The organism is Sphingomonas paucimobilis NBRC 13935 (genome assembly GCF_000739895.2).
Classification (GTDB): Bacteria; Pseudomonadota; Alphaproteobacteria; order Sphingomonadales; family Sphingomonadaceae; genus Sphingomonas; species Sphingomonas paucimobilis.
The window spans coordinates 1-26,574 of sequence record NZ_BBJS01000036.1 but is presented as its reverse complement, the minus strand read 5'-3'; the positions used below and the strand labels follow the sequence as shown (position 1 = coordinate 26,574).

At 66.6% G+C, this 26,574-nt stretch carries 19 protein-coding genes; 8 read left to right on the top strand and 11 right to left on the bottom strand.

Annotated features, from left to right (window positions below; all coding sequences use genetic code 11):
• The first annotated feature begins 25 nt into the window (after positions 1 to 25).
• Genes SP6_RS11910 through SP6_RS11895 form a run of 4 tightly spaced genes read left to right on the top strand, consistent with a single transcriptional unit; the run spans position 26 to position 6,544 of the window.
• Complete coding sequence (locus tag SP6_RS11910; protein ID WP_007404727.1) at positions 26 to 3,280, top strand: TonB-dependent receptor; 3,255 nt, start codon at positions 26 to 28, stop codon at positions 3,278 to 3,280.
• Between the two features lie 57 nt (positions 3,281 to 3,337).
• Positions 3,338 to 4,039: a SapC family protein gene (locus SP6_RS11905; protein ID WP_007404740.1), complete on the top strand. Its 702-nt coding sequence runs from the start codon at positions 3,338 to 3,340 to the stop codon at positions 4,037 to 4,039.
• Entirely contained in the window at positions 4,026 to 5,057 is a 1,032-nt protein-coding gene (locus SP6_RS11900) for a cupin-like domain-containing protein (protein ID WP_037568369.1), read from the top strand. The genes SP6_RS11905 and SP6_RS11900 overlap by 14 nt, the downstream gene beginning before the upstream one ends.
• On the top strand, positions 5,054 to 6,544 hold the full coding sequence (locus SP6_RS11895; protein ID WP_007404771.1) for a tryptophan halogenase family protein: 1,491 nt from the start codon (positions 5,054 to 5,056) through the stop codon (positions 6,542 to 6,544). The genes SP6_RS11900 and SP6_RS11895 overlap by 4 nt, the downstream gene beginning before the upstream one ends.
• Here the strand turns inward: SP6_RS11895 and SP6_RS11890 are convergent.
• From SP6_RS11890 to SP6_RS11875, 4 genes are all read right to left on the bottom strand, one after another.
• Complete coding sequence (locus SP6_RS11890; RefSeq protein WP_045078251.1) at positions 6,526 to 7,542, bottom strand: alpha/beta fold hydrolase; 1,017 nt, start codon at positions 7,540 to 7,542, stop codon at positions 6,526 to 6,528. The genes SP6_RS11895 and SP6_RS11890 overlap by 19 nt on opposite strands.
• A gap of 85 nt (positions 7,543 to 7,627) precedes the next feature.
• Positions 7,628 to 7,924: a hypothetical protein gene (locus SP6_RS11885; protein WP_007404819.1), complete on the bottom strand. Its 297-nt coding sequence runs from the start codon at positions 7,922 to 7,924 to the stop codon at positions 7,628 to 7,630.
• A 61-nt stretch (positions 7,925 to 7,985) separates the two neighbouring features.
• Positions 7,986 to 8,366, bottom strand: coding sequence for a response regulator (locus tag SP6_RS11880; protein ID WP_007404747.1), 381 nt, complete (start codon positions 8,364 to 8,366; stop codon positions 7,986 to 7,988).
• A gap of 229 nt (positions 8,367 to 8,595) precedes the next feature.
• Positions 8,596 to 10,140, bottom strand: coding sequence for a DUF389 domain-containing protein (locus SP6_RS11875; RefSeq protein ID WP_045078249.1), 1,545 nt, complete (start codon positions 10,138 to 10,140; stop codon positions 8,596 to 8,598).
• 227 nt (positions 10,141 to 10,367) lie between these two features.
• On the opposite strand from SP6_RS11875, the gene SP6_RS11870 reads away from it, so the two are divergent.
• On the top strand, positions 10,368 to 11,630 hold the full coding sequence (locus tag SP6_RS11870) for a chloride channel protein (protein WP_007404795.1): 1,263 nt from the start codon (positions 10,368 to 10,370) through the stop codon (positions 11,628 to 11,630).
• On the opposite strand, the gene SP6_RS11865 is transcribed toward SP6_RS11870, so the two are convergent.
• The 6 genes from SP6_RS11865 to SP6_RS11840 all read right to left on the bottom strand — a co-directional run bounded on the left by SP6_RS11865 (position 11,625) and on the right by SP6_RS11840 (position 19,522).
• Entirely contained in the window at positions 11,625 to 12,005 is a 381-nt protein-coding gene (locus SP6_RS11865; RefSeq protein WP_007404831.1) for a ribonuclease H family protein, read from the bottom strand. The two genes, SP6_RS11870 and SP6_RS11865, sit on opposite strands and share 6 nt — an antisense overlap.
• On the bottom strand, positions 12,002 to 13,618 hold the full coding sequence (locus SP6_RS11860) for an NAD(P)/FAD-dependent oxidoreductase (protein ID WP_007404777.1): 1,617 nt from the start codon (positions 13,616 to 13,618) through the stop codon (positions 12,002 to 12,004). The genes SP6_RS11865 and SP6_RS11860 overlap by 4 nt, the downstream gene beginning before the upstream one ends.
• A gap of 70 nt (positions 13,619 to 13,688) precedes the next feature.
• A complete protein-coding gene (locus SP6_RS11855; protein ID WP_042469096.1) occupies positions 13,689 to 14,951 on the bottom strand; it encodes an HD-GYP domain-containing protein in 1,263 nt (420 codons plus the stop codon).
• Positions 14,952 to 15,129: 178 nt separating this feature from the next.
• Positions 15,130 to 16,134: a FecR family protein gene (locus tag SP6_RS11850; protein WP_082052496.1), complete on the bottom strand. Its 1,005-nt coding sequence runs from the start codon at positions 16,132 to 16,134 to the stop codon at positions 15,130 to 15,132.
• Entirely contained in the window at positions 16,131 to 16,640 is a 510-nt protein-coding gene (locus SP6_RS11845) for a sigma-70 family RNA polymerase sigma factor (RefSeq protein ID WP_007404744.1), read from the bottom strand. The genes SP6_RS11850 and SP6_RS11845 overlap by 4 nt, the downstream gene beginning before the upstream one ends.
• A 140-nt stretch (positions 16,641 to 16,780) precedes the next feature.
• Positions 16,781 to 19,522, bottom strand: coding sequence for a TonB-dependent receptor (locus SP6_RS11840; protein WP_232253946.1), 2,742 nt, complete (start codon positions 19,520 to 19,522; stop codon positions 16,781 to 16,783).
• 243 nt (positions 19,523 to 19,765) lie between these two features.
• Between SP6_RS11840 and SP6_RS11835 the strand changes: the two genes are divergently transcribed.
• Positions 19,766 to 20,503, top strand: a complete 738-nt coding sequence (locus SP6_RS11835) for an acid phosphatase (protein ID WP_007404863.1) — start codon at positions 19,766 to 19,768, stop codon at positions 20,501 to 20,503.
• On the opposite strand, the gene SP6_RS11830 is transcribed toward SP6_RS11835, so the two are convergent.
• Positions 20,481 to 23,168 carry a TonB-dependent receptor gene (locus SP6_RS11830; protein WP_042469094.1) on the bottom strand — a complete coding sequence of 896 codons (2,688 nt, stop codon included), beginning with the start codon at positions 23,166 to 23,168 and terminating at the stop codon, positions 20,481 to 20,483. The two genes, SP6_RS11835 and SP6_RS11830, sit on opposite strands and share 23 nt — an antisense overlap.
• 249 nt (positions 23,169 to 23,417) lie before the next feature.
• Between SP6_RS11830 and SP6_RS11825 the strand changes: the two genes are divergently transcribed.
• Both SP6_RS11825 and SP6_RS11820 read left to right on the top strand, forming a co-directional pair.
• On the top strand, positions 23,418 to 25,784 hold the full coding sequence (locus SP6_RS11825; protein ID WP_037568376.1) for a TonB-dependent receptor: 2,367 nt from the start codon (positions 23,418 to 23,420) through the stop codon (positions 25,782 to 25,784).
• Positions 25,785 to 25,803: 19 nt separating this feature from the next.
• Complete coding sequence (locus SP6_RS11820) at positions 25,804 to 26,487, top strand: Fe2+-dependent dioxygenase (RefSeq protein WP_007404710.1); 684 nt, start codon at positions 25,804 to 25,806, stop codon at positions 26,485 to 26,487.
• Positions 26,488 to 26,574: the final 87 nt, after the last annotated feature.

Here is a 26,574-nt window from a genome sequence, read left to right as displayed (position 1 = left end):
TGATGCCGTCAAAGGGAGAGGTGGGATGAAGGGGACAAGGCTTGCGCGCGTACTCGTGCGCTCGACATCGATTCTGGGCCTCAGCGCCGGGCTGATGCTGGCGGCCCAAGCCGGCGCGCAGACCACCGCCGCCGGCGACCCGCAACAGGGCACGCCGCAGGCCGATACCGGCAATCCGCCGCCGCCCGCCGGAGAGGCCAGCCCCACCAACGCCCAGCCCGAGACCAATAGCGCCGACATCGTCGTCACCGGTGTCCGCGCCTCGCTGGAACGCTCGATCGCGATCAAGCGCGATTCGAACGGCGTCGTCGATGCGATCAGCGCGGAAGATATCGGCAAGTTCGCCAACACCAACCTGGCCGAGTCGCTCCAGCGTATCACCGGCGTGTCGATCGACCGGCGCAACGGCGAAGGTTCGACCGTCACGGTGCGCGGTTTCGGCGCGCAATATAATCTGGTCACGCTCAACGGTCGTCAGCTCGCCACGTCCAACATCGTCGCGGTCGGCGGCGACCAGGGCGGCGACGGCGCGGGCGGCTTCGGCCGGTCGTTCGACTTCTCCAACCTCGCCTCCGAAGGGGTGAAGACGCTGGAGGTCTACAAGACCGGCCGCGCCGCCATCCCCTCGGGCGGCATCGGCGCGACGATCAACGTGGTCAGTCGCCGTCCGCTCGACTCGGCAGACACCGGCCTCGTCGGCTCGCTGGGCGTAAAGGGCAGCTATGACAATAGCTCGGCCGACTGCATCGACTGCGGCGCGCGCGTCACGCCCGAGGCGTCGGGCACGGTCGGCTGGTCCGACAGCGAGCAGCGCTTCGGCGTGTCGCTGTTCGGCAGTTATCAGAAGCGCAATTTCAGCTTCGCCAGCGTCGCGCCGGACAATTGGAATATCCGCTCGCTGAACGACTTCCTGAACCCCGCCAACGGGTTCGTGAACGCGGCGACCAAGATCAACAACCGCCCAACCGGCAATCCGCTGGTCTCCGTCCCCAATGACTTCCGCTATCACTTCTCGGAGGCCAGCCGCGAGCGCATCAACGGCCAGGCGATCATCCAATTCCGCCCGACCGACACGCTGACCTTCACCGCCGACGGCCTCTATGCCCAGTTGCGCCAGTCGGAACGTCGGTCGAGCCAGTCCAACTGGTTCAACCGTCCGTTCGGCGAGGTGACGTTCGACGATGCCAGCAACGGTATCGCGACGACGCAATTCCTGTCCGAGACGATCAACGGCGTGAAGGACGCCGCCTTCGAGCAGGCGTATCGCGCACAGAAGAACAAGCTGTACGATTTCGGCGGCAATATCGCATGGAAGCCGACCGATCGGTTCACCCTGTCGATCGACGGCCATATCGGCGAGGCGCAAAGCTCGCCGGACAATCCCAATGGCCAGACCTCGACCACCGTCGCGATCAACGCGCCGGTCGTGGCCGCGCACAGCCTGTACTGGACCGACAACGGTTTCCCGCAGCAGACGCTGACCATCAATGACGGCACGCGCAGCACGACCCCCACGGGCCAGAGCTTCATCAAGGGCAACAACAACGGCATCCTCGATGTCGGCGATCTGTCGAGCGCGGTGCAGCGCCAGTTCGCGTCGAACCAGACGCAGCGGATCAAGGAGATTCGCGCCGATGCCGGCTGGGAACTGAACGACCAGTTCCGCTTCGACGCCGGTGGCGACTATCGCACCACCACTACGCGCCAGACCCAGTACAACACCCGCCAGGTGCTGGGCGACTGGGGCAATTCGCTGCCGCCCGACGTCGCGCAGCTGGCCCCGGGACAGGTCTTCCAATTCTGCAACACCTGCAAGTTCGAGCATAACAACCCGAACGCCGACGCGAACACCCAGATCGCGTTCCGCACCCAGGACGCGACCAAGCTCTACAACACGCTGTTCAACCATTATATTGGCGTGACCAACGACGGCGTCGACCATCGCAACAATATCGACGCCAACAGCGACAATTCGGTGCGCGAGAATATTTGGGCGGGCTATCTCCAGGGTACCTGGAACGGCACGGTCTTCGGCCGCACCGCACAGATCGTCGCCGGCCTGCGCTACGAAAATACCAAGGTCAGCGCGGTCTCGCTCCAGCCGGTGCCGCTGGCCATCGTCTGGACCGCGGACAACGACTTCGTCGTCCAGAACAGCACCGATCGCCAGGCGATCTCGGCGCGCGGATCGTACAGCAACTGGCTGCCCGCGATCGACGCCAAGCTGGAGGTGATGGACAATCTGTTCGCCCGCGCCTCGTACAGCAAGACGATCTCGCGCGCGCCTTATGGCAATCTGTTCGCCTCGACCGGTGTTGGTGCCCCGGGGCGGCCGACCGCGATCGGCGGCATCGCGACGGGGTCTGCCAACAATACCGGGCTGTTGCCGCTGTCCTCCGACAATATCGACGTCACGCTGGAATGGTATCCACGCAAGGACGTGTTCCTGTCGGCGGGCTTCTTCGACAAGCGGGTGCACAATTTCATCGGCAACACCGTCGTGAACCGCAACCTGTTCGGTCTGCGTGACGCGACGTCGGGCGCGGCGGGCACGCGCTCCGGTGTGGCGAAGGAGCAGTTGACCAGCACCTTCGGCGCGGACATTACGGACGTGAACCTGTTCACCTATACCGCGCTGCTCCAGCAAAATAACGGCAATGTCGCGGCCACCAACGCGCAGTTCGGCGCGAACTACAACACCCAGAGCCGTGCGCTGAACCAGGGTTTTGTCGACCAGGTGCTGGGTGCCCTGGATGTCAGCCCGAACGCCAGCGATCCGCTGTTCAACTTCGCGGTGAACACGCCGATCAACAATCGCGATGCGCATATCTACGGCGTCGAACTGGCGGGCCAGTATTTCCTGGGCGAAACGGGCTTTGGCATCGCGGCCAGCTATACGCTGGTGCGCGGCAATATCGGCATCGACATCGCCGCCGATCCGACGGTCAACACCTTCGCGCTGGTCGGCCTGTCGGATACCGCCAATGCCACGCTGATCTACGACAAACACGGCATCTCGATGCGCCTGTCGTACAACTGGCGTGACAAGTTCCTGAGCGATATCAACCGTGGCGGCGACCGCAACCCGGTCTTCACCGCGCCTTATGGTCAGCTCGACCTCTCGATGAGCTTCGACCTGACGCCGCGCTTCGCGCTCGGCTTCGAGGCGATCAACCTGACGGAGGAGGGCGTCCAGACCTATGGTCGCGACCGCATGAACACCTGGTATCTCGCGGAAGGCTCCGCCCGCTATCTGGTCGGTGCGCGCTACCGCTTCTGATCCCGGAACTCGGAAGGCCGCTGCCCCCCGGCGGTCTTCCGGGTATAGAGGGTGATCATGACCTTCGTGCTGCTCAACAATGTCGATCACCGCGATCTTCGCGTCGCGGTCGGACATCACGCGCGCTATGGCGATGCGATCAACCAGACGCGCGTCTTTCCGGCCGAGTTCGAGGAATTGCAGCGCGATTATGCGATCCTGCTGCGCCGGGACGAGAGTGCCAAGCTCTACGCCACGGTGTTGCTCGGCCTCGACCCGGACGAGAATCTGTTCCTCGACGGCGAGCATTGGGATGCGCGCTATGTCCCCGCGACACGGGCGCGCGGGCCCTTCTCGATCGGGCATGACGCGGACGGCGCGCCGATGGTGTTCGTCGATCCCGATCATCCGCGCCTGACCCCGGACGGCATGCCCGTCTTTCGCGATCATGGCGGGAATGCGCCGTTGCTCGATCATGTCTCGGCAATGCTCCAGCGCATCTATGTCGGCGTGCAGACCGAGACCGAATTGTTCGACGCGCTCGAAGCCGCAGGGCTGCTGACGCCCGCGCTGCTGCAACTCGATCTGGACGAGGGGCGCCGCTACAATGTCCCCGATTGCCTGACGATCGATACCGATCGGCTGGCGGCGCTGGAGCCGGAGACGCTGGCGGCGCTCCACGCGCAGGATCATTTGCGCCCCGCCATCTGGATCGCCTCGTCGCTCGGCAATCTGCGCCATCTGATCGATCGCAAGATTCGCAAACATGCCCTTGGCTGATCGCCTGACTCCAGCGGCGCGGGTTCGCGAGGTGCCGGCGGGCGGCGCGCTCGATCTGGAGGCGCTGATCGCCGAGGGGATGCCCGTCATCCTGCGCGGCCATGCCGCCGACTGGCCGCTGGTGCGCGAAGGCCGGCACTCGGCCCAGGCCGCGGCCGCCTATCTGCGCCGCTTCGATCGGGGGCGGCCCGTCACCGGCTATATCGGCGACCCTGCGATCCGGGGACGCTTCCATTATGACGCGAGCGGTACCGCGCTGAATTTCCAGGCGCGGCCCTTCGCCTTGGCCGAGTTTCTAGCCCAAGTGCTCGGCGATCGGTCGGGCACGGCCTATTATATGGGGTCGACCGATCTCGACACCTATCTGCCGGGCTTTCGAAGCGAGAACGACCTCAACCCGACCGGCGAACTGTTCGCCCGCCATGTGCCGCTGGCCAGTATCTGGATCGGCAACCGCACCATCGCCTCGGCGCATTACGACATGGCGAACAACGCCGCGATCTGTGCGGTCGGCTGCCGCCGCTTCACGCTGTTCCCGCCCGATCAGATCGCCAATCTCTACCCCGGACCCCTCGCGCCGACGCCGGGCGGGCAGGTGGTGAGCATGGTCGATTTCGCCGCGCCCGATCTGGAACGCTTCCCCCGTTTCGCTCAGGCTATCGAACGGGCGCAGGTCGCCGAGCTCGAACCCGGCGATCTGCTCGTCTACCCCGCGCTCTGGTGGCATCATGTCGAGGCGCTGGACGATTTCAATGTGTTGGTGAACTATTGGTGGAATGCCGCGCCCGATTTCCTCGACAGCCCGATGGATACGGTGATGCATGCGATGCTCTCGCTGCGTGACCGGCCGGCGGCGGAGAAACAAGCCTGGCGCGCAATCTTCGATCATTATGTCTTCGGACCGGCGGAGAGCGTGACCGGTCACCTGCCGCCTGCGGCGCAGGGACCGCTGGCGCCGCTTGATGACCAAGGCGCGCGGCGGCTGCGTGCCTATCTGCTGCACCGGTTGAATCGATGAGCGACACGCGCCCGATCACCCGCGTCGTCGTTGCGGGGGGCGGCACCGCCGGCTGGCTGGCGGCGACCGCGCTGGTGCGGCAATTGGGGCCGCTCGTCGATGTCACACTGATCGAATCGGATGATATCGGCACGGTGGGCGTCGGCGAGTCGACCATTCCCACCGCGCGCAGCTTCCATGCCTTTCTAGGTGTGGACGAGGCCGCCTTCATGTCGGCGACCCAGGCGACGTTCAAACTGGGGATCGCCTTCGAGAATTGGCATCAGCTCGGCGCGCGCTATTTCCATCCGTTCGGGACGGTCGGGCGTGCGGTGGCGATCGCCGATTTCCAGCATTTCTGGCTGGAGGCGCGCGTTCATGGTTTCGGGCGTGACTATACCGATTATTCGCGCGAAGCCCGCGCGGCGGCCGAAGGCCGGTTCGCGCGCGATGCGAACGAGACCTTGGCCTATGCCTATCATCTCGACGCCACCGCCTATGCCCGCTTCCTGCGCACCATCGCCGAACCGGCGGGCGTGACCCGTGTCGAGGGGCGGATCATCCGGGTCGAGCAAGACGGCGAAGGCGGCGACATCGCCGCGCTGCATCTCGAACGCGGTGAGCGGATCGCGGGCGACCTGTTTATCGACTGCACCGGCTTTCGCGCGCTGCTGATCGAAGGGGCGCTGGAAACCGGGTTCGAGGATTGGAGCCACTGGCTGGCCTGCGACCGCGCACTGGCAGTGCAGACCGAGGCGGTACGCGAGCCCGTCCCCTATACCCGCGCCATCGCCCACCGCGCCGGCTGGCGCTGGCAGATCCCGCTCCAGACCCGGGTCGGCAACGGCCTGGTCTATGCCGGCGACCGGATGAGCGAGGACGAGGCGGTGGCGACGCTGCTTGGCGAGGTCGAGGGGAGGCCGCTGTTCGATCCGCGTCCCTTACGTTTCCGCGCGGGCGTGCGGCGGCGTGCGTGGAACCGCAATTGCGTCGCGCTGGGGCTGGCGGCGGGCTTTATCGAGCCGCTGGAATCGACCAGCATCCATCTGGTGATGATCGCGGTGATGCGGCTGATCCAGTCCTTCCCGTTTCGCGGCGGCGATACGGGAGCGCTGGCGGCGCGCTTCAATGCCCAATCGGCGCAGGAATGGGCGCATATCCGCGACTTCATCATCCTGCATTACGCCCAGACCGAGCGGGATGATTCCCCCTTCTGGCAGCATTGTGCATCGATGCCGCTCCCCGACAGCCTGAAGGAGCGGATCGCACTCTTCGTCGAGAGCGCCGGCGCGTGGCAGGGGCAGGACGATCTGTTCCGCATCGACTCCTGGGTTTCGGTGATGCTCGGCCAGGGCCTGATGCCGCGCGCCCATCACCAGATCGCGCGAATGCTGAGCCCGCAGGCGCTGCGCGAGTCCTTATCGGGGCTGGACCGCCAGATCGCCGAAGCCATCGCGCCGATCCCGCCCCACGCGACGTTCCTGCGGAGTTACTGTCCGGCCGCCTGACGCGCGCGCCACTGTCGTCCGCCGACGATACCGGCAGCGGCAACGGCCAGCCCGACAGCCGCCACACCCAGGGCCAGCGAGACGGGCTTGCCGGGCACGTCCTGCACCGGGAACAGGCTGGCATCGCCGGTGAACAGGCGGCGCAGGGCTTGCGCCACCGCATCGGGGCGTTCGCGCTGCGGAAAGTGACCGACGCCCGGTAGCGTGATGGTCGCGAACGGGCCGGTGAACTTGGCCGGCACGTCATCCGCCGTGGAGGGTGGGTTTACCCCGTCCCGGTCGCCATGGATGTAGAGGGTGGGCAGCGACAGGCTGGTCTTCGCCTTGACCCGTTCGGCCAGCCAGCGCCCCGCAGGATCGGGCTTCGCCTCATCCCAACGCGCGCGATAGCTGTGGATCGTCACCTCGGCCCAATCGGGATTGTCGAAGGACTTCGCCACCCGGTCGAACGTCGCTTCGTCGAACCAGCCCGGCGGCGACCAGTTGGTCCAGTGGATATGCGCAAAGCCCTTGCGATCGTCACGCACCGCCTGCGCGCCGCGCGCGGTCGCCATGAACCAGTGATACCATTGCCGCTGCGCCTGGTCGAAGGGCGGGGTGGGCATGCCGCCCAGCCGGGGCGGGGTGCTGAGCATCGCCATCCGCTTGACCCGCGTCGGCCAGCCGACCGCCAGCGCCTCGGCGATATTGCTGCCCCAGTCATGGCCCGCGACCTGGAACCGGGTGATGCCCAGCCCGTCCATTAACGCGATCGCGTCGAGTGCCAGGATCGCGCTGTCGCCGGTGCGCGGTATGTCGGCACGGCGGAAGCGCGACTCGCCGAACCCGCGCAAGGTCGGCACGATCACGCGCAGGCCCGCCCCGGTCAGAACCGGGACGATCGCCTCCCAGGTCGATGCGTCATCGGGCCAGCCATGAAGCAGCAGCACGGCCGGACCATTACGCGGGCCGGTGTCGGTATAGGCTATCTCCAGCCCCGTCAGCGTCATCGTCGCCATTCTGCCTCGTCTCCCGATCTGCAACAGACAGAACCGACCGCCGTCCCCGATGGTTCAGCGGTGGGTGGCGAAAGCGCCATGGCGATCAGTCATCCGGTGGCGTGTTCTCCTCCAACGCCGCATACCAATCGGCGTAAGATGTGTTGCGCGCCAGATGGCGATTCAGGTCCTCGCCATCGGTCCACCAGGTCGGGCCACGCTCTCCCAAGGCCAGCTTGGCATTATTGACGTCGGCTCGTGCGGCGCGAAGCGCATCGGCGTCGTCCTTGGCCAAAGCGTCCCGCACCGCGCGCCGCGCCCGCATCAGCGCCGCGACATGGGTTTGGCGATCCTGCTCGGACAGGTTGGGATTGGCGCGGCGCCAGAGTCGCCCGCGCACCACGATATAGCGGCCATCGGGTGTTACGGGTGGGGGAATCGGCCATCTCCTGCGATCGCCGCACTCATCCGTGGCGCGGCGTCCCCGCGTCCAGCAAGCGGATGAGCGAGCCCAGCAGCAACCGCTTGCTGAAGGGTTTGTTGCACATATCGACCCCCGGATAGCGATCACCAATCGCGCTATCGTCATAGCCGCTGGCGAAGAGGAACGGGATGTGCCGCGCGGTCAGCGCATCGGCGACCGGGAACGCCATTTCGCCGCGCAGATTGAGGTCGATCAGGGCCGCATCGATCCGGTCCTCGTGATCGATCCGGGACAGCGCCTGCATGACCGACGGCTCGGGACCGATCACGACCGCGCCGGCAGCCTCCAGATCGGCCTGCATATCATAGGCCAGCATATATTCGTCCTCGACGACGAGGATATGGCGATGGTGGAGTGGCATGATGCACCTCCTTCATGGTCCGATCCGCGAGCGGATGGTCAATAAAGCACCAGGCGCGGATCATCGCCATAACATGGATGGAGATCAGCAGTTCTTTTGGGTGGTGATGTCGTTACCTTGAAACATTGGCTCCGATAAGGAGCTTAACTGTCCTCCATGCGGGCCCAGCTCGTTACGCGAGTCGATCGGCGTTCAAACCGACAGGCCTTGTCCATGGGGCGTCCCACCATCAGGTCTTCGGCCTGTCACCTCCGCTGACAGGAGAGGATGCCGATTGGCCTTCGCTTGTGGACGCTGTCTGGGGCGGCGGCGCCCATTCCAGGCGCAATGCTCCGCCGGCCGAACCTGCCTCTGCTTGGCCTCCGCGACTCATCAGTCCCTCGGCCACCGCGCGCCGCTGCGCCAGGGTGCCGCCATGGACCCGCACCGTACGGTCCAATCGCTCGCTCGCCCAGGCGGTGGCGTCCAGCAGGTCCCCGTTGATCACCCCTTCGACGAACCGGATCGTCGGCAGCGCGGTGTCGGCGGGGGGCGCAAGGTGAACCGTCCATTGCGGCAGGGCGCCGGCGGCCCGCTGTTCCAGCGTGCGATAACCGGCCAGGCCGAGCCCGGGCAGCGGAGCGGCGTCGGCGGACAGGATACGCTGCGACGGGTCGATCCGGACGGCGGTGGGGGCGATCCCGGCGATCAGCGCCAGATCGGCGGCGGCGCGCTGCTGCCGATCGGCGGCGCTGGGGGCGGACGAAGCGCTGGCGCGGGCGAGCTGGGCCGCCTCGACGCCATTGTCGTCCAGCGAGACGCGCAACTGGTCGACATGCAGGTCGATGGGGCGGCTGAGCCGGGCGCGCAGATCGGCGGCCAGTACCCGGTCCGCCTGGGGTTCCAGCCGGGGCGTGAACACCACCGCGCGGATGCGGATCGGCTTGGCGCCATAATCGATGTCGAGCTGCCCCAGCCGCGACGTATCGGGGAAACGTGCGCGAATCGTGTCGCGGGTCTGGCGCTGCGCGACCGCCTCGAACGCGATCTGGCGCAGCGCGGCGACGAGCGGGATCGACAGCACGCCGAGCGCGCCGACGAACAGCGCGAGCTGCCATCCCGTATGCTGATGCGACAAATGGCTGCCAAAGCCATAGAGGCGCGCGACGATCGCGGCGGTCAGCGCGATGGTGACGGCGTTGGTCAGGAACAGCAGCAGCGCACCGCTGAACACCGTCCAGTTGGCGGTGGCGATCCCGAAGCCGACCACCGCCAGCGGCGGCATCAGCGCGATGGCGATCGCCACGCCCACCACCGTATTGCCGCGCCCCCGGATCAGCGCATAGGCGCCCGCCACGGCGGAGAGCAGCGCGACGAGCAGGTCGAACAGCGTGGGGCGCGTGCGCCCGGCGATCTCGCTGGTGATGGTCTGCACCGGCGACAGGGTGACGAACACGACCGACAGCGCGATCGCGATGACCGCCCCCGCGATCAGGGCCGTGGCGGCGCGGCGCATCTCGCGCGTGTCGAAGGTCGCGATGCCGAAACCCAGCCCGATGATCGGCATCATCAACGGCGACAACAGCATCGCGCCGATGAGCACCGCGACCGAGGGCATCAGCAGCCCGAGCAGCGAGATCGCGGCGGATACGACGATCAGAAAGGCATAGCGACCCGACCAGCCCGAATCCTGGGCGATCTGGCGAAGCACCGCATCATGATCGACCCCTCCCACGACCCACAGGGTCCACCATCGCCGTATCGGGTTTCGAGCATGGGCCGTCTGTTCTGCCATTCCGCTATGTCTTCCACCGGTTGAAAAGGTCAGTGCTACGCCATCCCGGCCGGCGCGACGACCCCTTTGGACAAACGGGGCGGATCGCCGCGGCATGTGGCTGGCCATGGCGCGGCCACCGCGTGTAGAGCCGATGCATGGCCGAGTCGAACCCGCCCCGCCCCGGACACCGGATTTGGACGCCCGCGCGTTACCGGGCGCTCCTCCGTCGACAAGGGCCGCGCTCGGTGAAGTTTCGGACGCGGCTGGCCATCCTGATCGGGGCGGTGGCGATCGGTCTCGCCGCCACGCTGTTCGCCCGCGCCGCCGATCTGGCGGGCGAGATGTTCGGCCATTTCGCCGCGCGCTATCACTGGGCACCACTGGTGATCACGCCGCTGCTGTTCGCCATATTGGTGTGGATCACGCGGCGTTACGTGCCGCTCGCGCGCGGCTCGGGCATTCCGCAGGTGATGGCGGCGCAGGCCGATCCGGAGCGGGCGACGCAGGGGCTGGTCTCGGTCCGCACGGTGATCGGCAAGGCGGGATTGACGCTGGCGGCGGTGCTGGGCGGCGCCTCGGTCGGGCGTGAGGGGCCGACCGTACAGATTGCGGCGGCGATCATGGGGCTGACCCACCGTATCCTGGGCGTGCCGTTGCGCGGTGCCGTGCTGATCGCGGGCGGCGCGGCGGGCGTGGCGGCGGCGTTCAACACACCGCTCGCCGGGCTGCTCTTCGCGATCGAGGAACTGGCCTCGGCCTATGAGCAGAAGGTGACGCTGCTGGTCGTCGCCGCGATCGCGATCGCGGGCATGGTCGCCCAGTCGGCGCAGGGGGATTATATCTATTTCGGGTTGATCGGCGCGCATATGCCGATCGTCACCGCGCTGGTGGCGGCGCCGGTCGCGGGGATCGTCGGCGGACTGGCGGGCGGCGGTTTCGCGCGGTTGATGCTGATGATGGCGATGGGCACCAGCCGACTGACCCTGTGGAGCAAGAAGAGGCCGATCCTGTTCGCGGCGATGTGCGGTGTGGTCGTGGCGGCGCTGGGCGTTGGCACCGGGCTGACCTGGGGCACGGGCTATGGCGCGGCGCGGGCGATGATCGTCGGCGTCGATGCGCCCTTGTGGTTCGGGCCGGCCAAGTTCCTCGCCACGCTGGCGACGGCGGTGGCGGGCCTGCCCGGTGGCATCTTCGCGCCGTCGCTGTCGGTGGGGGCTGGACTGGGCAATCTGCTCCGCTCGATCTTTCCGGACTCGCCCGCCTCGGCGATCGTGATCCTGGGCATGGTCGGCTATTTCGCCGGGGTGGTCCGTGCGCCGCTGACCGCCGTGATCATCCTGTCGGAGACGACCGCCAGCCGTGGCCTGATGCTCCCCATGTTCGCCGCCGCCTTCATCGCCGATGGCGTCAGCCAGTTGGTATGCCGCGAGAAGCTCTATCACGGCCTGTCCCGCACCTTCGCGATGCGACGAGCCGAAACCGCCCCCGCAGGGGAAGCGATATCATGATCCGGGCTGGCGGAGACCTGGCCTGGCGAGGGCGATGCCCGCCAGATTCTGCGTCCGCTTGACATAGCGGAGCCGAAACCGCCCCGGCGGCCGGGGCAGTTCGGACCAGAGCTGGAACTGCGCGCGGTGGGCCGAGGGCACGCGCACCGCGCCGTTCGCCTGCGCGATCACCGCCGCCGCATCGCCCAGCAGGACGGCGTCCGCCACATGCTCCGCATAGGCCAGCCGGGTCGCGGCGATCAGCGCCAGCCACTCCGCCGTCATGCTGGTCCCGGGACCTAGGCCCCGCGCCATATGGGTGCGCCCGCCGAGCACGACCGCCCATTCCATGCCGGCGGGCAGGGGCCGCAGGCCGCCGTCGAAGAAGATCTTCACGCCGCGCCGATGCTGCGCGCCACCGCCTCGGCCGTCTTGATCCCGTCGACCGCCGCCGACAGGATGCCGCCGGCATAGCCGGCGCCCTCGCCCGCCGGGAACAGGCCGCGCGTGTTCAGGCTGTGCCCGTCCTCGCCGCGGGTGAAGCGGACCGGCGACGAGGTGCGCGTCTCGACCCCCGTCATCACGACATCGGGATGGTCATAGCCCTCGATCTGGCGGCCAAAGGCGGGAATCGCCTCGCGCATCGCCGCGATGACGAAATCGGGCAGGCATTGCGACAGGTCGGTCGGCGTTACGCCGGGGCGATAGGAGGGGGTGACCGACCCCAGGCTGGTCGAGGGGCGCCCGGCCAGGAAATCGCCGACCCGCTGCGCCGGCGCCTTGTAGTTCGAGCCGCCGGCGACAAAGGCCTGTTCCTCCAGCGCGCGTTGCAGCTTGATCCCCGCCAGCGGATCGCCGGGATAGTCGCGTTCGGGATCGATCGCGACGACGAAGCCCGAATTGGCGTTGCGCTCGTTGCGCGAATATTGGCTCATGCCGTTGGTCGCGACGCGTCCCTCCTCGGAGGTGGCGGCGACCACCGTACCGCCCGGGCACATGCAGAAGCTGTAGACGGTGCGCCCGTTCGAACAGTGGTGGGAGATGTGATATTCCGCCGCGCCGAGGATCGGATGCCCCGCCTGATGCCCGAAGCGCGCGCGATCGATCCAGCTTTGCGGATGCTCGATCCGCACCCCGATCGAAAAGGGCTTGGCCTCGACATAGACGCCCGCCGCCTGCAGCATCGCGAAGCTGTCGCGCGCGCTATGGCCGATGGCGAGGACGACATGATCCGCCTCCAGATAGCCGCCGCCGTTCAGATGCAGCCCGCGCACCCGCCGTTCACCCGATCCGTCGGTCTCGACATCGATGCCGTCGACGCGGGTGGAAAAGCGATATTCGCCGCCCAGTTCCTCGATCGTGGCGCGCATGCTCTCGACCATCGTCACCAGGCGGAAGGTGCCGATATGCGGATGCGCCTCGGTCAGGATTTCGGGCGGCGCGCCGGCCTTCACGAACTCGGTCAGCACCTTGCGGTTGAGGTGACGCGGGTCCTTGATCCGGCTGTAGAGCTTGCCGTCCGAAAAGGTGCCGGCACCCCCTTCGCCATATTGGACATTGGATTCGGGGTTGAGCACGCTGCGCCGCCACAGGCCCCAGGTGTCCTGCGTCCGCTCGCGCACGACCTTGCCGCGCTCCAGGATGATTGGGCGATAGCCGGCCTGGGCCAGGATCAGGGCGGCGAACAGTCCGCAGGGACCGGCACCGATCACCACGGGGCGCTTTGCTCCCGCTGGTGGCGTGCTCGGCATGTGATAGCGGGTGTCGGGCGTCCGCTGCACATCGCGGTCACGGCGGAAGCGTTCGAGAACGGCGGCTTCGTTCTTCAGGGTGACGTCGACCGAATAGACGAGCTGGATATTGCCCTTGTCGCGGGCATCATGGCCGCGCCGGGCCACGCTGAAGCGGATCATGTCGCGCGGCGTCACGCGCAGGCGGCGGCAAATGGCCGCGGGCAGCGCCTCATCCGCATGATGGAGAGGCAGTTTCAGTTCACTGAGGCGGATCATGGCCGCGCCATACATGCTCCGCGGCACCGGCGCCAATCCACAAGCCGGGGTTGGGATGCGTCCGGAAGGTTCAGGCGTTGCCGCCCGCCTGTCGTCGTCGTGGCGGATCGGGAAGCGCGGCCAGCGCCATGATCTCCGCGTGCAGCGCGGGCCAGCGTTCGCCGAACCAGTAATCGCCCCGCTCGGCCCGGAGGATTGGATCGGTGCTGGTCGCGACATCCTCGGGCGGCAGCGGCTGCTGGTCGGGGACGTGGAAGAAGGTGCGTACGATCGGCGTCTGCGGGCAATCGCTCTCGCGCACCACCAGTCCCAGCCGGTTGGAATGCAGGCGGACCAGCGCGCCATAGGGCTGGATGCCCAGGCTGGCGACGAAGGCGCGCAGCATTTCGGGGTCGAGATGCCCCTGCCAGCCCGCCATCCGGGCCAGCGCTTCATGCGGGGACCAGGCGCGCTTGTACGGCCGGATCGACGTCACCGCGTCATAGACGTCGCAGATCGCCGACATGCGAACAAAGACGCTGAGCTGTTCGCCGGTCAGTCCGTCGGGATAGCCGGTGCCGTCCATCTTTTCGTGATGATGGCGGCAGACATCGACGATGCGCGGATCGAGATCCTCGATCCCCACCAATATGTCGTAACCCCAGCGGGGGTGCTGGCGCATCTCGGCCAGTTCGTTGATCGTCAGCTTGCCGGCCTTGTCCACGATCGCGGGGGCGACCTGCATCTTGCCGATATCGTGCAGCAGGCCGGCCATACCCGCGACGCGGATATCCTCCTTGCCGAGGCCCAGATGCCGCGCCAATCCCATCATCAGCGTCGCGACCGCGACCGAGTGGATATAGGTATATTGGTCGCCGTCCTTCAGCCGGGTGACCGCGAGCATGGTCGCCGACCCCTTGGCGATGAACTGCGCGATTTCCTCGACCACGGGGGCCAGGTCGGGCACGTGCACCGAATGGCCCAGCCGCGCCTCGCCATACAGGCGGGAAACGGTTGCGGTCGCATGCTCGGCCAGCGCGGTCGCCATTTCGGTATCAGTGCGTGGCTTGCGGCGGCGTGGGCGAATCCGGGCGACGGTTGCGGCAGGGGCCGGGACCTCCTCGCTCGTGATGGCGGCGGCCAGCGTCAGGCCGCGGCCCTTGGTCAGATCGATGGTGATATGGGGTACCGACGCGTGAATCTGGGCCCGGTCGCTGGGTTCGACCAAGAGGAAGCTGCTGCGCCAGAACGGATTGTCCAGCCACGAGCAATGCAACGGATGGATATACATACCCAATTCCGCCTGCCGCCCTTCGATGCGGAGATAGCGATTCGGGTCGGAACGGTCGGTCATGACGCCAGCCGTAACGCAAAGCCGGTAAAGGCTTCGTTGAGCCATAAAATCGATTTCGGGCCGCCCCGTCATTCTAAGGCATTGACCTAGGTCGATAATCCATTTTGACGTCGCGCCACCACCTGGCCAAATAAGATAATATATGTTGGCCGAACGCCCTGAAAATTGCCGATTTTGGTCAGTGTCGGCGGGCCGGGCCCAATTGCAGGGTCTTTCCATCCTTATGTAATGGAAGATCAAACAGTTCGCCGATCAGCGTCAGGCTTTCGACCGGTCGGTCGAGGCGGAAGCGGCCCTTGAAGCTTTCATTCGCCAAAGCGGGGTCGGCCAGCCGGATCGGCCGGGGACTGTAGCGGCCCAGCCGCGCCATGGCATCGCCCAGGCGGATGTGATCGCCGCTGAGCCAGCGGTCCTGCCATCCCTGATAATCGCCGATGTCGAAGGCGTGCAGCACGATGGGCCCGGCGCCGGCCTCGGCCCAATGACCGGCGGTGACGATGACGGACGGCTGGCCGGGGGCGGTCAGCCTTACGCGGCCGCGGAACACCCGCAGCTCGCTATGGCCCGCGCCGCGATCGACGCTGAAATTGGTGCCGAGCGCCACCATCTGTCCCTCGGGCGTGGACACGGCGAAGGGACGGTCGGCGTCGTGGCGCACCTCGAACCGGGCGGCGCCATTCTGCAGGGTCAGGTCGCGCCCATCCGTCGAAAAGGCGATGGCGACGCGCGATGCGGCATCCAGCGTCATGTTCGATCCGTCGGGCAAATGCACCTGCCGCTGCTGGCCGATCGTGCTGGCATAGATTCGGGTCATCTCGGGCGTGTCCGGCTGCGTCCCACGCCAGATCAGCGGCGTCGCGATCATCGCGGCCAATGCGGCGGCGATGCTGACCGCCAGCCGTCGCCGCGTCGGCTGTCCGATCCGTGACGGCCAGCGCCGGGCGGGCCGCGCCTCGGTCATCGGGGGGAGCGGGGGAATTGCCTCGCATCGTGCCTGTTCGACCACATCAAATAAGGCGGGGTCGCCGAGCAGCCGTACCATCCGCACCAGCGCCGCGCGGTTCTCCGGCGCCTCGTGCAGCCAGCGGCCCAGCTCTGCGCGGGCTTCCGGACCCAGGCTGTCGAGTTGGTCGGCCCAGTCGGCGGCCTGTTCCAGCCGGTCCTGGTTGATCATGTCAGTCATGCGCCGCCCCCCCGGTTAAGGCGGGCCGGCAGGTCGTCGATGCATCCGGCCAGATCGACCATGGCGCGGCCGAGATGCTTCTTCACGGCCTCGACGCTGATATTCATCTCCTCGGCGATCTGCGTGCGCGATTTGCCCTCCAGATGCCGTTCGACGAAGACGGCACGGCGCTGCGGCGGCAGGGTGACGAGCGCACCCTGGAAGCGGGCGAAACGCTGGCGATAGTCGAGCACCTCATCGGCGAGCGGCAGGGCGCAGGCCAGTTCGACATCGACCGGGCCACCATCCGGCACGGTCCGCCGGGCCCGGCCGTGGATCACCGAATCCGCCACGCGAAAGGCATAGGCAAGCGGCTGTTCGATCACTTGTTTGCGCTCCTGCTCGATGACGCGCATGATCGCCTCCTGCACGATATCCTCCGCCTGTTCGGGCTCGCGAATCCGCCGGCGGACATAGGTCAGCAGACGCTCGCGCCCCTCGGCGACCCAGGCCACGGATCCGGTCATTCGGTCCCGCCCATGAAGAGCCGGTTGCAGGGCATCCGGGGACAATCCTTGTCAAAAAACGGTGCGCGCCGGCCCCGCCAAGGGCCGACGCGCCATGATTTTGATATCCCGCACGGGCAGGACATCAAGAGCCCTCTAGATTAGAAGGTGATCCGGACCCCGCCGAGCAGCGTCGTGCCCGACCGGGTCACGACATAGAGCCGCTTGGTGCTGTTCGAATATTGCCGTTCGCGCTGGTTCGTCAGGTTGATGCCGTTCAGCGTCAGCTGGACATGATTGGTCAGCGCATAATGCGCCGACATATCGACATAGACCGTACCCTCAAACCCGGTGACGTCATGATCAGGGCCGAGCGCGGTCAGCACCGGCGAGGCGCTGAAGATATAGCCGCTGCGATAATTGGCCGAGATACGGGCGTCGAACGCCTTGTCCTGATAATAGAGCGTGGCGTTGGCGTTATATTTGCTCAGGCCCTCCAGCGTGGTCGCGATGCTGCCGGTGTAGATCTTCGAATAATCCAGCCGCGAGTCGACATAGGTGAAGTTCACTGCCGTCCCCAACCGGTTGAAGGGCGCCGGCAGGAATTTGAAATCGGTCTGGCCCGACAGCTCGACGCCGAACAAATTGGTCTTGAGCAGGTTGATCGGGCGCGAATAGCTGTCGATGATCGTCCGCCCGGTCACGCCGGGATAGAGATTGTCGGGCAGGCCCGTTTGCGAATAGGGCACATTGTTGATCGTCTGGGTCGAGATATAGCCGTCGAGCGTCTTGTAGAAGAGCGCGGCGGCGACATAGCCGACCGAGCCGAAATAATATTCGGTCGAGATGTCGAAATCGGTCGACTTATAGGGGCGCAGATTGGGGTTGCCCAGCGACACGGTGATGTTGCCATTGTCGTTGTTGACCGACCCGTTGACCGCCAGCGCGCCCAGCGACGGGCGGTTGATGTTCTTCGAGGCGGCGAAACGCACCATCAGGCCCTGATCGAGCTCGAAGATCAGATTGGCGGCGGGCAGCACCCCTTCATATTCCCCGCGCACCGTGATCGGGCCGACGCTGGCCAGGCCGTCCGAGATGACGGTGGTGCGGTAGTAGCGCGCGCCGATATTGCCGCGGAACGGCACGCCGGCCAGGATATGGTTCCAGTCATATTGGACGAAGGCGGCGCCCGTCCGCTCCTCGACTGCGAACACGCCCAGCTTGCCCGTCAGATATTGCGACCGGTTGATGCCCAGCGTCTGGAGCATCTTGGGGAAGTCGACGATCGTCCAGTCCTGCCCCGAATAGCCGGTATAGGTCTGCGCATAGCCGCTGGGATTGGCGTTGACCTTGCCCGAGACGAAGCTGCTGGTCAGGATATTGTCCTGTTCGGCATAATAGCCCGAATTGGCGAAGCGCCGCCATTCGCCGCCGACGCTGATCGTATCATCGGGCGTGACCTTATAGTCAAAACGACCCTTCACATTGTCGAACGCCGTGTCCTGGTAGGTGTTGTTCACATAGAGGCGCTTGGCGTGCCAGAAATTGGGATCGGCGGTGTTGAACTTGTAGGTGTTGACCAGCGAATAGGTGCCGCCGCGATAGTCGGAGATGACGTCGCCAAAGCCTTCCAGGGTGAACTTGTCGTTGACCGGCATCGAATAGCCCGAGCGCTCGACACCGCCCAGCCAGTTGAAGGTCAGGCCATCGGCCAGCTCGGCATCGCCCGACAGCACCAGCTGCTTGAAGATGTTCTTGGTGTTCTGGATACGGGTTTCGGTCGAGGCCTTGCCGCCGGTGACGTCGAGATAGACGACCTCGTTGCGGTCGTTCCACTGGATCGCGTTGACCCGCGAATTGGGATAGACGGTGCCGGCAAAGGTCTCGCCGCCGCCCAGCCAGGTCGAACTGCCGCCGCCGCGCGAGGCGAGATGGGTCTCGAACCGGTCGCCCTTGAACTGGCCATAGAGGCCGTCGAGCGTCAGATGCACCTTGTCGGTCGGGTTCCACTGAACCGAGGAGGTGAGGCCGATCCGCTCCTGCGTGCTGTCCGACACCGACAGGCGATTGCCGCGCGCGAACAACAGGTCGCCCGAGTTGATCTTGGCCTGCTCGGCGGCGGTCAGTCGCGATAGGTCGCTGCCATTGGCCTTGTTGTGGCGCCAGCGATAGGTGTCGAAGCCTTCTTCGCGCGTGTTGCGGCGGCTATAGGCGGCCGAGACGAGGATGCCGAAATTACCCCAGTTCTTGGAGATGAGGCCGGTCAGTCGCGGCTGGAAATCGCGGGTCAGCGAGTTGGTGCCGCCCTGCGCCGACAGCGCGACCTTGCTGCTCTTATAGTCGAAGGGGCGCGCGGTGTAGAGGCCGACCGTGCCGGCCAGACCGCCCTCGGTCTGCTTGGCCTGATACGACTTTTCGACATCGACATGGTTAAAGAGTTCGGCGGCGAACAGGTTGAAGTCGAAGGCGCGGTCGCGCGTCGTCTGGCCACGGCTATCCTGCGGCGAGTCGACATTGCCCAGCACTTCCATGCCGTCGAGCTGGACGCGAGTGAAGTCGGGGCCGAGACCACGCAAGGAAATCCGGCGGCCTTCGCCCGCCTCGCGGTTGATCGCGACGCCGGGCAGGCGCTGCAGCGCTTCGGCCAGATTCAGGTCGGGAAAGGCGGCGATGTCGGATGCCGAGATCGAGTCCTTGATGATCGTCGCATCACGCTTGGAATTGCGTGCCTGGGCCAGGCTGGTGCGATAACCGGTGACGACGACGTCGCCGCCCGCGTCCGTCGGGCTGCCCTGCGCTTGCGCCCCGGCGTCCTGCCCGTTCATGTCCTGCGCCCATACCGGCTGCGCCGCGAACAGCGTGCTCGACGCCAGCAGCAGCGTCCTCTTCGTCCATTTCGTCACGATAATTCCCCCCAAGGAAATCCAGTTGCTCGCCCGGCCATGCGGACGATCGCGGGGGAAGACGGAGGTTTCGGGCAAACGGGGACAAGGATTTTTGTAAAAGTTTTAAGACATTTATGGCGTTTTTGTTACAAGTGCCGGGCGGGCGATGTGCGATGGAAAATTGTCGATCCATCCTGTCCCCGGCCCCTGTTTTCGATACTCTAGCGAATGGCGGGTCAAATCTTGGCAAAAGGGATGAATATGCGTTCGATGGCATGGCGGATGGGGCTGGTGGCGATGCTTGTGCTGTCGAGCGCCGTTCCCGCCGGGGCGCGGGACAAGACCGGCTATTTGCCCGTCGGCGAGGGCCTGGACCTGGCGACCATCCTGCCGGGGCCGCCCACACCGGGTTCGCCGCGCGCCAAGGCGGATGCGCAACTCTTCCGCGACAGTCGCGCCATGCAGGGTTCGCCGCGCTGGCAACAGGCGACGGCCGATGTGTCGAGCGATCTGGGCGACCGCTTCGCCACGGCGCTGGGCTTCCGGCCCGACTGGTCGCGCCTGCCGGTCACGAAAACACTGATCGCGCGCTTCGATGCCGATCGCTCGGCGGCGATCCGAGTGGGCAAGGCGCATTGGCAATCGGCGCGGCCGTTCATCGGCACCGACCTTCCCATTTGCGAGCCGCGCACGCCCTCGCTGATCGCCAATGGCGATTATCCCTCGGGTCATACCGCGCATGGCTGGGGCTTTGCGCTGATCATGGCCGAACTGCTGCCCGATCGTGCGCAGGCGATCCTGGCGCGCGGGCGTGATTATGGCGACAGCCGCTGGATCTGCGGATCGCACACCATGAGCGCGGTCGAGGGCGGTTATCTGGCGGCGAGCGCGATAGTGGCACGCGAGCATGGCGATGCCGCTTTCCGTCGCGACATGGCGGCGGCGGCCGAGGAACTGGCGGCCTATCGCCGGGGGCTCAAAGCCGCCAATCCACGCTGAAGGCGATGACGCGGCCTTGCTGGGCGCGGACGGTGATGACGCCGGCGGCATCGCTCGCGCGGATTTCGCCGCCCAGCGCATCGCCCTGCATCACCGCGATCCGGTCGAGGATGTTGGTCGCGCGCAGCCGCATGGTCAGCGTCGGCGTCACCGCCCAGCTTGCCCCCAGATCCAGGATCGCGAAGCCGGGCAGCGCCAACGTGTTGGCATCATCGGCAAAGCGGCGTCCCATCGCCGAGAGATCACCGTCGAGCGTTACGCTGGTGCCGGGCAGCGCCCAGCTGGCGGAGACATTGGCCATCAGCTGTGGCACCCGGCGGGGCAGGCGGCCGCTGAGATCGATGGGGACGAGCTGGCCGTCGACCAGATTCGACAGGCGATAGGATTGCAATCGCGGGTCCTGCCATGTCGCGGTGGCGCGCAGCGACAGGCCGGGACGCGGATGGGCGTGCGCGCTGAGTTCCAGCCCCAGCGTGCGCGCGGTCGCGTCATGCTGGCCCACCTGCACCGCGCCGGTCATGGGATCGAGCGAAAGGTCGGGCAGGGCGATATCGGGAAAGCGGCTGGCGAACAGCGTGGCGTCGAGTCCCATCGCGCCCCGCCGCCAGATCAGCCCCAGTTCGGCCTGCTCGATGGTCAGCGGCCGGGCGACATCGCCGCTGCCGATGCGAAAGACGCCGGGGTCGGGCAGGCGCATCGCGCGGGTCAGCCGGGCGAAACTGCCCAGCGTCTCGGTCGCCCGCCAATGCAGCGCCAGCGTCGCGGCGGTTCGTGCCAGCGGCTGGCGACGCTTGTCCCATAGCCCCGATCCGACCGCGAGCCGATCGTCCGCCAGCGTCTGCGGATCGCCGCCGTCGATCGTCGCGGGGCGCTCGACCCGGGCGGACACGCGCGCGCGTTCGTGGCGCAATCCCCAGTCGAGCCGCCAGCGCTCGGCAAATTGCCATTCGTCGGCGGCATAGAGGGCGACCATGCGCTGTCGGCCTTGCAACGCCTCATAGGTCGATCCGGCGGTCAGCAGGCCCTTGTCGGTCAACCGACCGACCGTCCGCCCCGCGCCGTCGAGCGCGACCAGATCGAGCCGACGCCCCTGCTCGCGCGCTTCGACCAGCGCCCGGGCGACGGCGCGGGTGAAGCGCCAATCATAGCCGACGCCGTAGATCCCCAGCGTCAGCTCATGATGCCCGGCCGCCTCCAGCGACCGCGAATAGGACAGGTCGGCGATCGCTTCGTTCAGGCGGGTGTCGGCGGCGACCGGGTTGAGCACCGTGACACGGTCATTGCCCGGCAGCGCCGCAAAGGGCGTGCCGTCGCTCGCATGGCGCAGCGCCACGCTGGTCGTATCGGGAAACGCGGCGACGAGGCGGGGCAGGGCGAGCGCCAAGGCGTCGGCCGCCGGGACGGCGCTGCCCGACGAGGACAGCGCATAGCGTTCGGTATGCGATGTCCGGTAATGCGCGCGCAGGCTCAGCTTGCCCGCACCCATGGGCTGAATCAGCGCTAGCGAAGGGGTGACCAGCCGGTTGCGGTTGTTGCGCCCGACCGGGCGGAGGCCCAGCGCCGTGAAATCCAGATCGGCGAATTCGGGACCGAAAAAGCTCCCCCGCCGGGGATCGAAACCGGGCAGCGGCATCAGCCTGCCATGGTCATAGCGCATCGGGAAGGACGAGATGTTGAGCGTGTCGTCGTCCAGCAGATGCAGCGCCAGCGTCAGCGTGCCGCCGCCTGCCAGATCATGATCGACCCGCGCCCGCATTTGTCCCCCACCCAAGGTCGAGGCGATGCGGCGGACGCTGGGATCGCGCATCGCCACTCCCCCGATAATCGCACGCCAGCCCGGCGCGATCGGGTCGGCTGCATAGCCCTCCCACCGCGCCAGGCCGTAATCGGTCAGGGTGACGCGTGCCTCCGCCGAGGGCTGCGCGGTGGGGGCGCGGGTGCGCAGGTTGAGGATGCCGCCCGGCGCATTGCTGGCGAAGATGGCGGAGGGGCCGCCGCGCACATAATCGACCGTCTCGATCATCAGGTCGGGGCGGACGAACTGGTCGATATCGGTCCAGGGCAGCGTGTCATGCTGCACGGGCAGGCCGTCTTCCTGTACCGCGATCGCCTGATAGCCGTCGAGCGGAATGCCGCGCACGCGAATGGTATTCGCCGCGACCCCGGCCGAATTGTCGACCCAGAGCCCCGGCAGATTCGATAGCAGTTCCGCCAGGCTCTGCGGCGAGCGGCGGTCCAATTCGATGCGATCGATCTGCGATGCCGAATAGCTGCGCTCCAGCTCGCCCTGTACGCCGGTGCCCCGTCGGCCTGAGACGATCACTTCCTCGCCGATGACGGGCGGTGGCGTGAGGGGCGGGTGGGGCATCGGCCGCACCTCGGGGGGGCGGCCGGCGGCGCGCACCACGATCCCGCCCGCGCGCTGGCGACAGGACAGCCGCGCCGGGCGGCACCAGCGATCAAGCGCGGTCGACAGCCGCATAGTGCCGCGTAGCCGGGGACCCTGGCGTCCCGCCAGATCGGCGGGGCGCGCCACCAATGCCTGTCCCGCCTGTCGCGCCAGCCGGTCGAGCCCGGCGGCGGCGGGACCTGGGGGTAGGTCGACCGCCAGAACCGGGTCGTTCTGCGCCACGCCGGCCAGGGCGATCGCCAGCAACAGCGTCATCCGCGCACACCCTGTGGCGCGCAGGCCAAGGCGTTCGCCGTGTCTGCCATCCGTCGTCCGTGCCCACCCCATGGTCTGGCGCATGACGTGCCGGGACCGAAGCGGGCCGCTTAGACGGCAATTATGTAGCCCGCATGTCAGTCCCCACCGCGAGGCACGTCATGGCAGGGGTAGAATGATAATCACTATCAATCGCATTGACAGTGAGAGTGTCTCGCAATAGCAGCGGCCGCCAAAGGGGAATAGACCATGTCACATTCATTCATCGCGCTGTCCTGCGTGGGCTTTCTGGCGACCGCACCGGGCATCGCCGCCGCCGAAGAGGCGCCGCGCACCGATACGAGCGCCCGGACCCAGGACGCCGCGGGGCAGCGCGACACGGTGATCGTTACCGGCCAGCGCGCGACCGCCGCGACGCTGGAAAGCCCCAAGGCGACATCGCCGCTGCTCGACACGCCGCAGACGATCACGGTGGTCAGCGAACAGACCATCCGGAAGCAGAATCTCCAGACGCTGCGCGACGTGCTTCAGACGATACCGGGCATCACCTTCGGCGCGGGCGAAGGCGGCGGCGGCTATGGCGACTCGATCAATCTGCGCGGCTATTCGGCGAGCAACGACATCACGATCGACGGCGTTCGCGACAGCGCGCAATATAGCCGCACCGACCCGTTCAACCTGCAACAGGTCGAGGTCTATAATGGCGCGAACAGCGTCTTCAACGGATCGGGATCGGTCGGCGGCACGATCAACCTGGTCTCCAAGGTGCCGACGCCCGAGACTCTGACCATCATGCAGGGCTCGGTCGGCACCGACAATTATTATCGCGGTGCGATCGACAGCAATGTGCGCGTGTCCGATCTCGTCGCGGTGCGGCTGAACGGCGCCTATCACCATAACGACGTGCCGGGCCGCGATGTCGAGAAGATGGAGCGCTGGGGCATCGCGCCCTCGGTGACGATCGGCATCGACGGGACGACTAGCCTGACGCTGGCCTATGTCCATCAGGAGGATCGCAACACGCCCGTCTATGGCGTGCCCTATTTCGACAATGGCATCGTCGACCGGTTCGTGCCCGGCGCCAGCCGCAGCGCCTATTTCGGGATCGCCAATCTCGACCGGCAGGCGAGCACCGTCGACCGGCTGACCGCGACCTTCCGCCACGCGATCGACGATCATTGGAGCGTGCGCAACCTGACCCGCTGGCAACAGGTGAAGCAGAATAGTGTCACCTCCGCGCCGCAGGGGACGTTCTGTCTGGCGTCGACCGGGTTGCAGCCGGTGACCGCGACACCCGGCGGGACGGTCGGGGCGGCGTGCCCGGCCAATGTCCCGCCGGGCTTCTATCAGCCCTCGGGGCCGCGCGGGCTGGTGCGGAACCAGGAAAACCAGATGCTCTACAACCAGACCGATCTGCGGCATGAGGCGGGGGTCAAGGGCGGCCTGCACAATGTCCTGAATGTCGGTGTGTCGGGCATGATCGAGAATTACCGGATCACCCAGGGATCGCTGCTGCGCAACGCCGATGGCAGCGCGGTGACGCTTCCCCTCATCAATATCGCCAACCCGAACACCAATTATACGGGCCCGATCAACTTCGTCGCCACCGCCCAGTCGCGCAGCGAGACGCGCAATCTGGCCGTCTATGCCTTCGACACGCTGGAGCTGAACCGCTTCTTCGAACTGAACGGCGGCGTGCGTTGGGAATATCAGGAGGCGAATTTCCGTTCGTTGCCGCTGACGGCCGCCGCGGTGAACACGCTCGCCACCCAACCGCAGGTCAGCCGCGAGCGGCTCTTCTCGTGGCGCGTCGGGGGCGTGTTCCACCCGGTCGAGAATGTCAGCCTCTATGCCGGCTATGGCAATGCCAAGACGCCATCGTCGACGACCGTGCGGCTGGGCTGTGGCGTGCCGGCGACGGCGACCGCCGCCAATCCTTGCGCCGTCGCGCCCGAAACCGCCAAGAATTACGAAGTCGGCGTGAAGGCCGGGCTGTTCGATCGTCGGTTGGAACTGACCGCCGCCGTCTTCCGCAACGAGCGCACCAATTACCGCGTGCCCTCCAACGACCCCGCGCTGCCCGCCAATCTTCAGGTGCTCGACGGGCGCAGCCGGGTGGACGGCATTGCGCTCGGCGCATCGGGGGCGATCACCCATGCCTGGACGATCTTCGCCAACTACACCTATCTCGACGGCAAGGTGCTGCAGAGCATCTCCAACCGCGACAAGGCGGCCGGAGTCATCGATCCGCAGGCGGGCAGCCAGTTGATCCAGACGCCCAAACATTCGGGCAGCCTGTTCACCACCTATAAGCTGCCCTTCGGGCTGGAGGTCGGTTACGGCCTGACCTATCAGGGTGCGTTCGCGACCAATGTTCCGGTCGCGGGGAACCGGGTTCAGTTCCGCGTGCCCGATTATCTGATCCACCGTGCCTATCTGGCCTATACCATTGCGCAGCGCTGGACCTTGCAGCTCAACGTCCAGAACTTCACCGACGAGAAATACGTCACGGGCGTGCGCAACAATGTGAATGCGACGACCGGTATCGTCACCGGCGGCTGGGCGGTGCCCGGCGACCGGCGCCAGGCGACGCTCAGCCTGTTCTATAACTTCTGACCCGCGTAACGTTGCCGTCATGCTGATCGCGATTCCCCATGTCCTCGATCCCGCCGGCGTGGCGGCGATCCGCTCGGTCATCGATGCGGGCGCATGGGGTGACGGCAACGCCACCTCCGGCCCGCAGGCCGCGCTCGCCAAGCGCAACGAGCAACTGCCCGAGGACTCCGCCGCCGCCACCCAGGCGGGGCGGATGGTCCTCGACGCGCTGGGCCGCTCAGCCCTGTTCGTGGCGGCGGCCTTGCCGCTGAAGGTCTATCCGCCGCTGTTCAACCGCTATGCCGGTGGCCAGGCGTTCGACGTCCATGTCGACAATGCGGTGCGGCTGAAGCGGGGCAGCGATTTCCGTATGCGCTCGGACCTGTCGCTGACCCTCTTTCTCGAAGACCCGGCCGCCTATGACGGCGGCGAACTGGTGGTCGAGGATCTGTTCGGCGAACAGCGGGTCAAGCTGGGCGCGGGCGACGCCGTGCTCTATCCCGCCTCCAGCCTGCACCGGGTCGAGGCCGTCACGCGCGGATGCCGCGTCGCGTCCTTCCTATGGATACAGTCGATGGTGCGCGACGATGGCGAGCGGCGCATCCTGTTCGACCTGGACCGCGCCATCCAGCGGCTGGGTGCGGACAAGGGGCAGGGGGATCGCTCGGTCGTGGAGCTGACCGGGGTGTATCACAATCTGCTGCGCCGCTGGGCCGACGCCTGAGCGACGATCATGGGGAGGTGGCAGGCCGAAGGCCTGACGGAGGGGTGTCGCCGATGGTTAAGTCAGGGCTTCGCTCGCCGCCGTTTA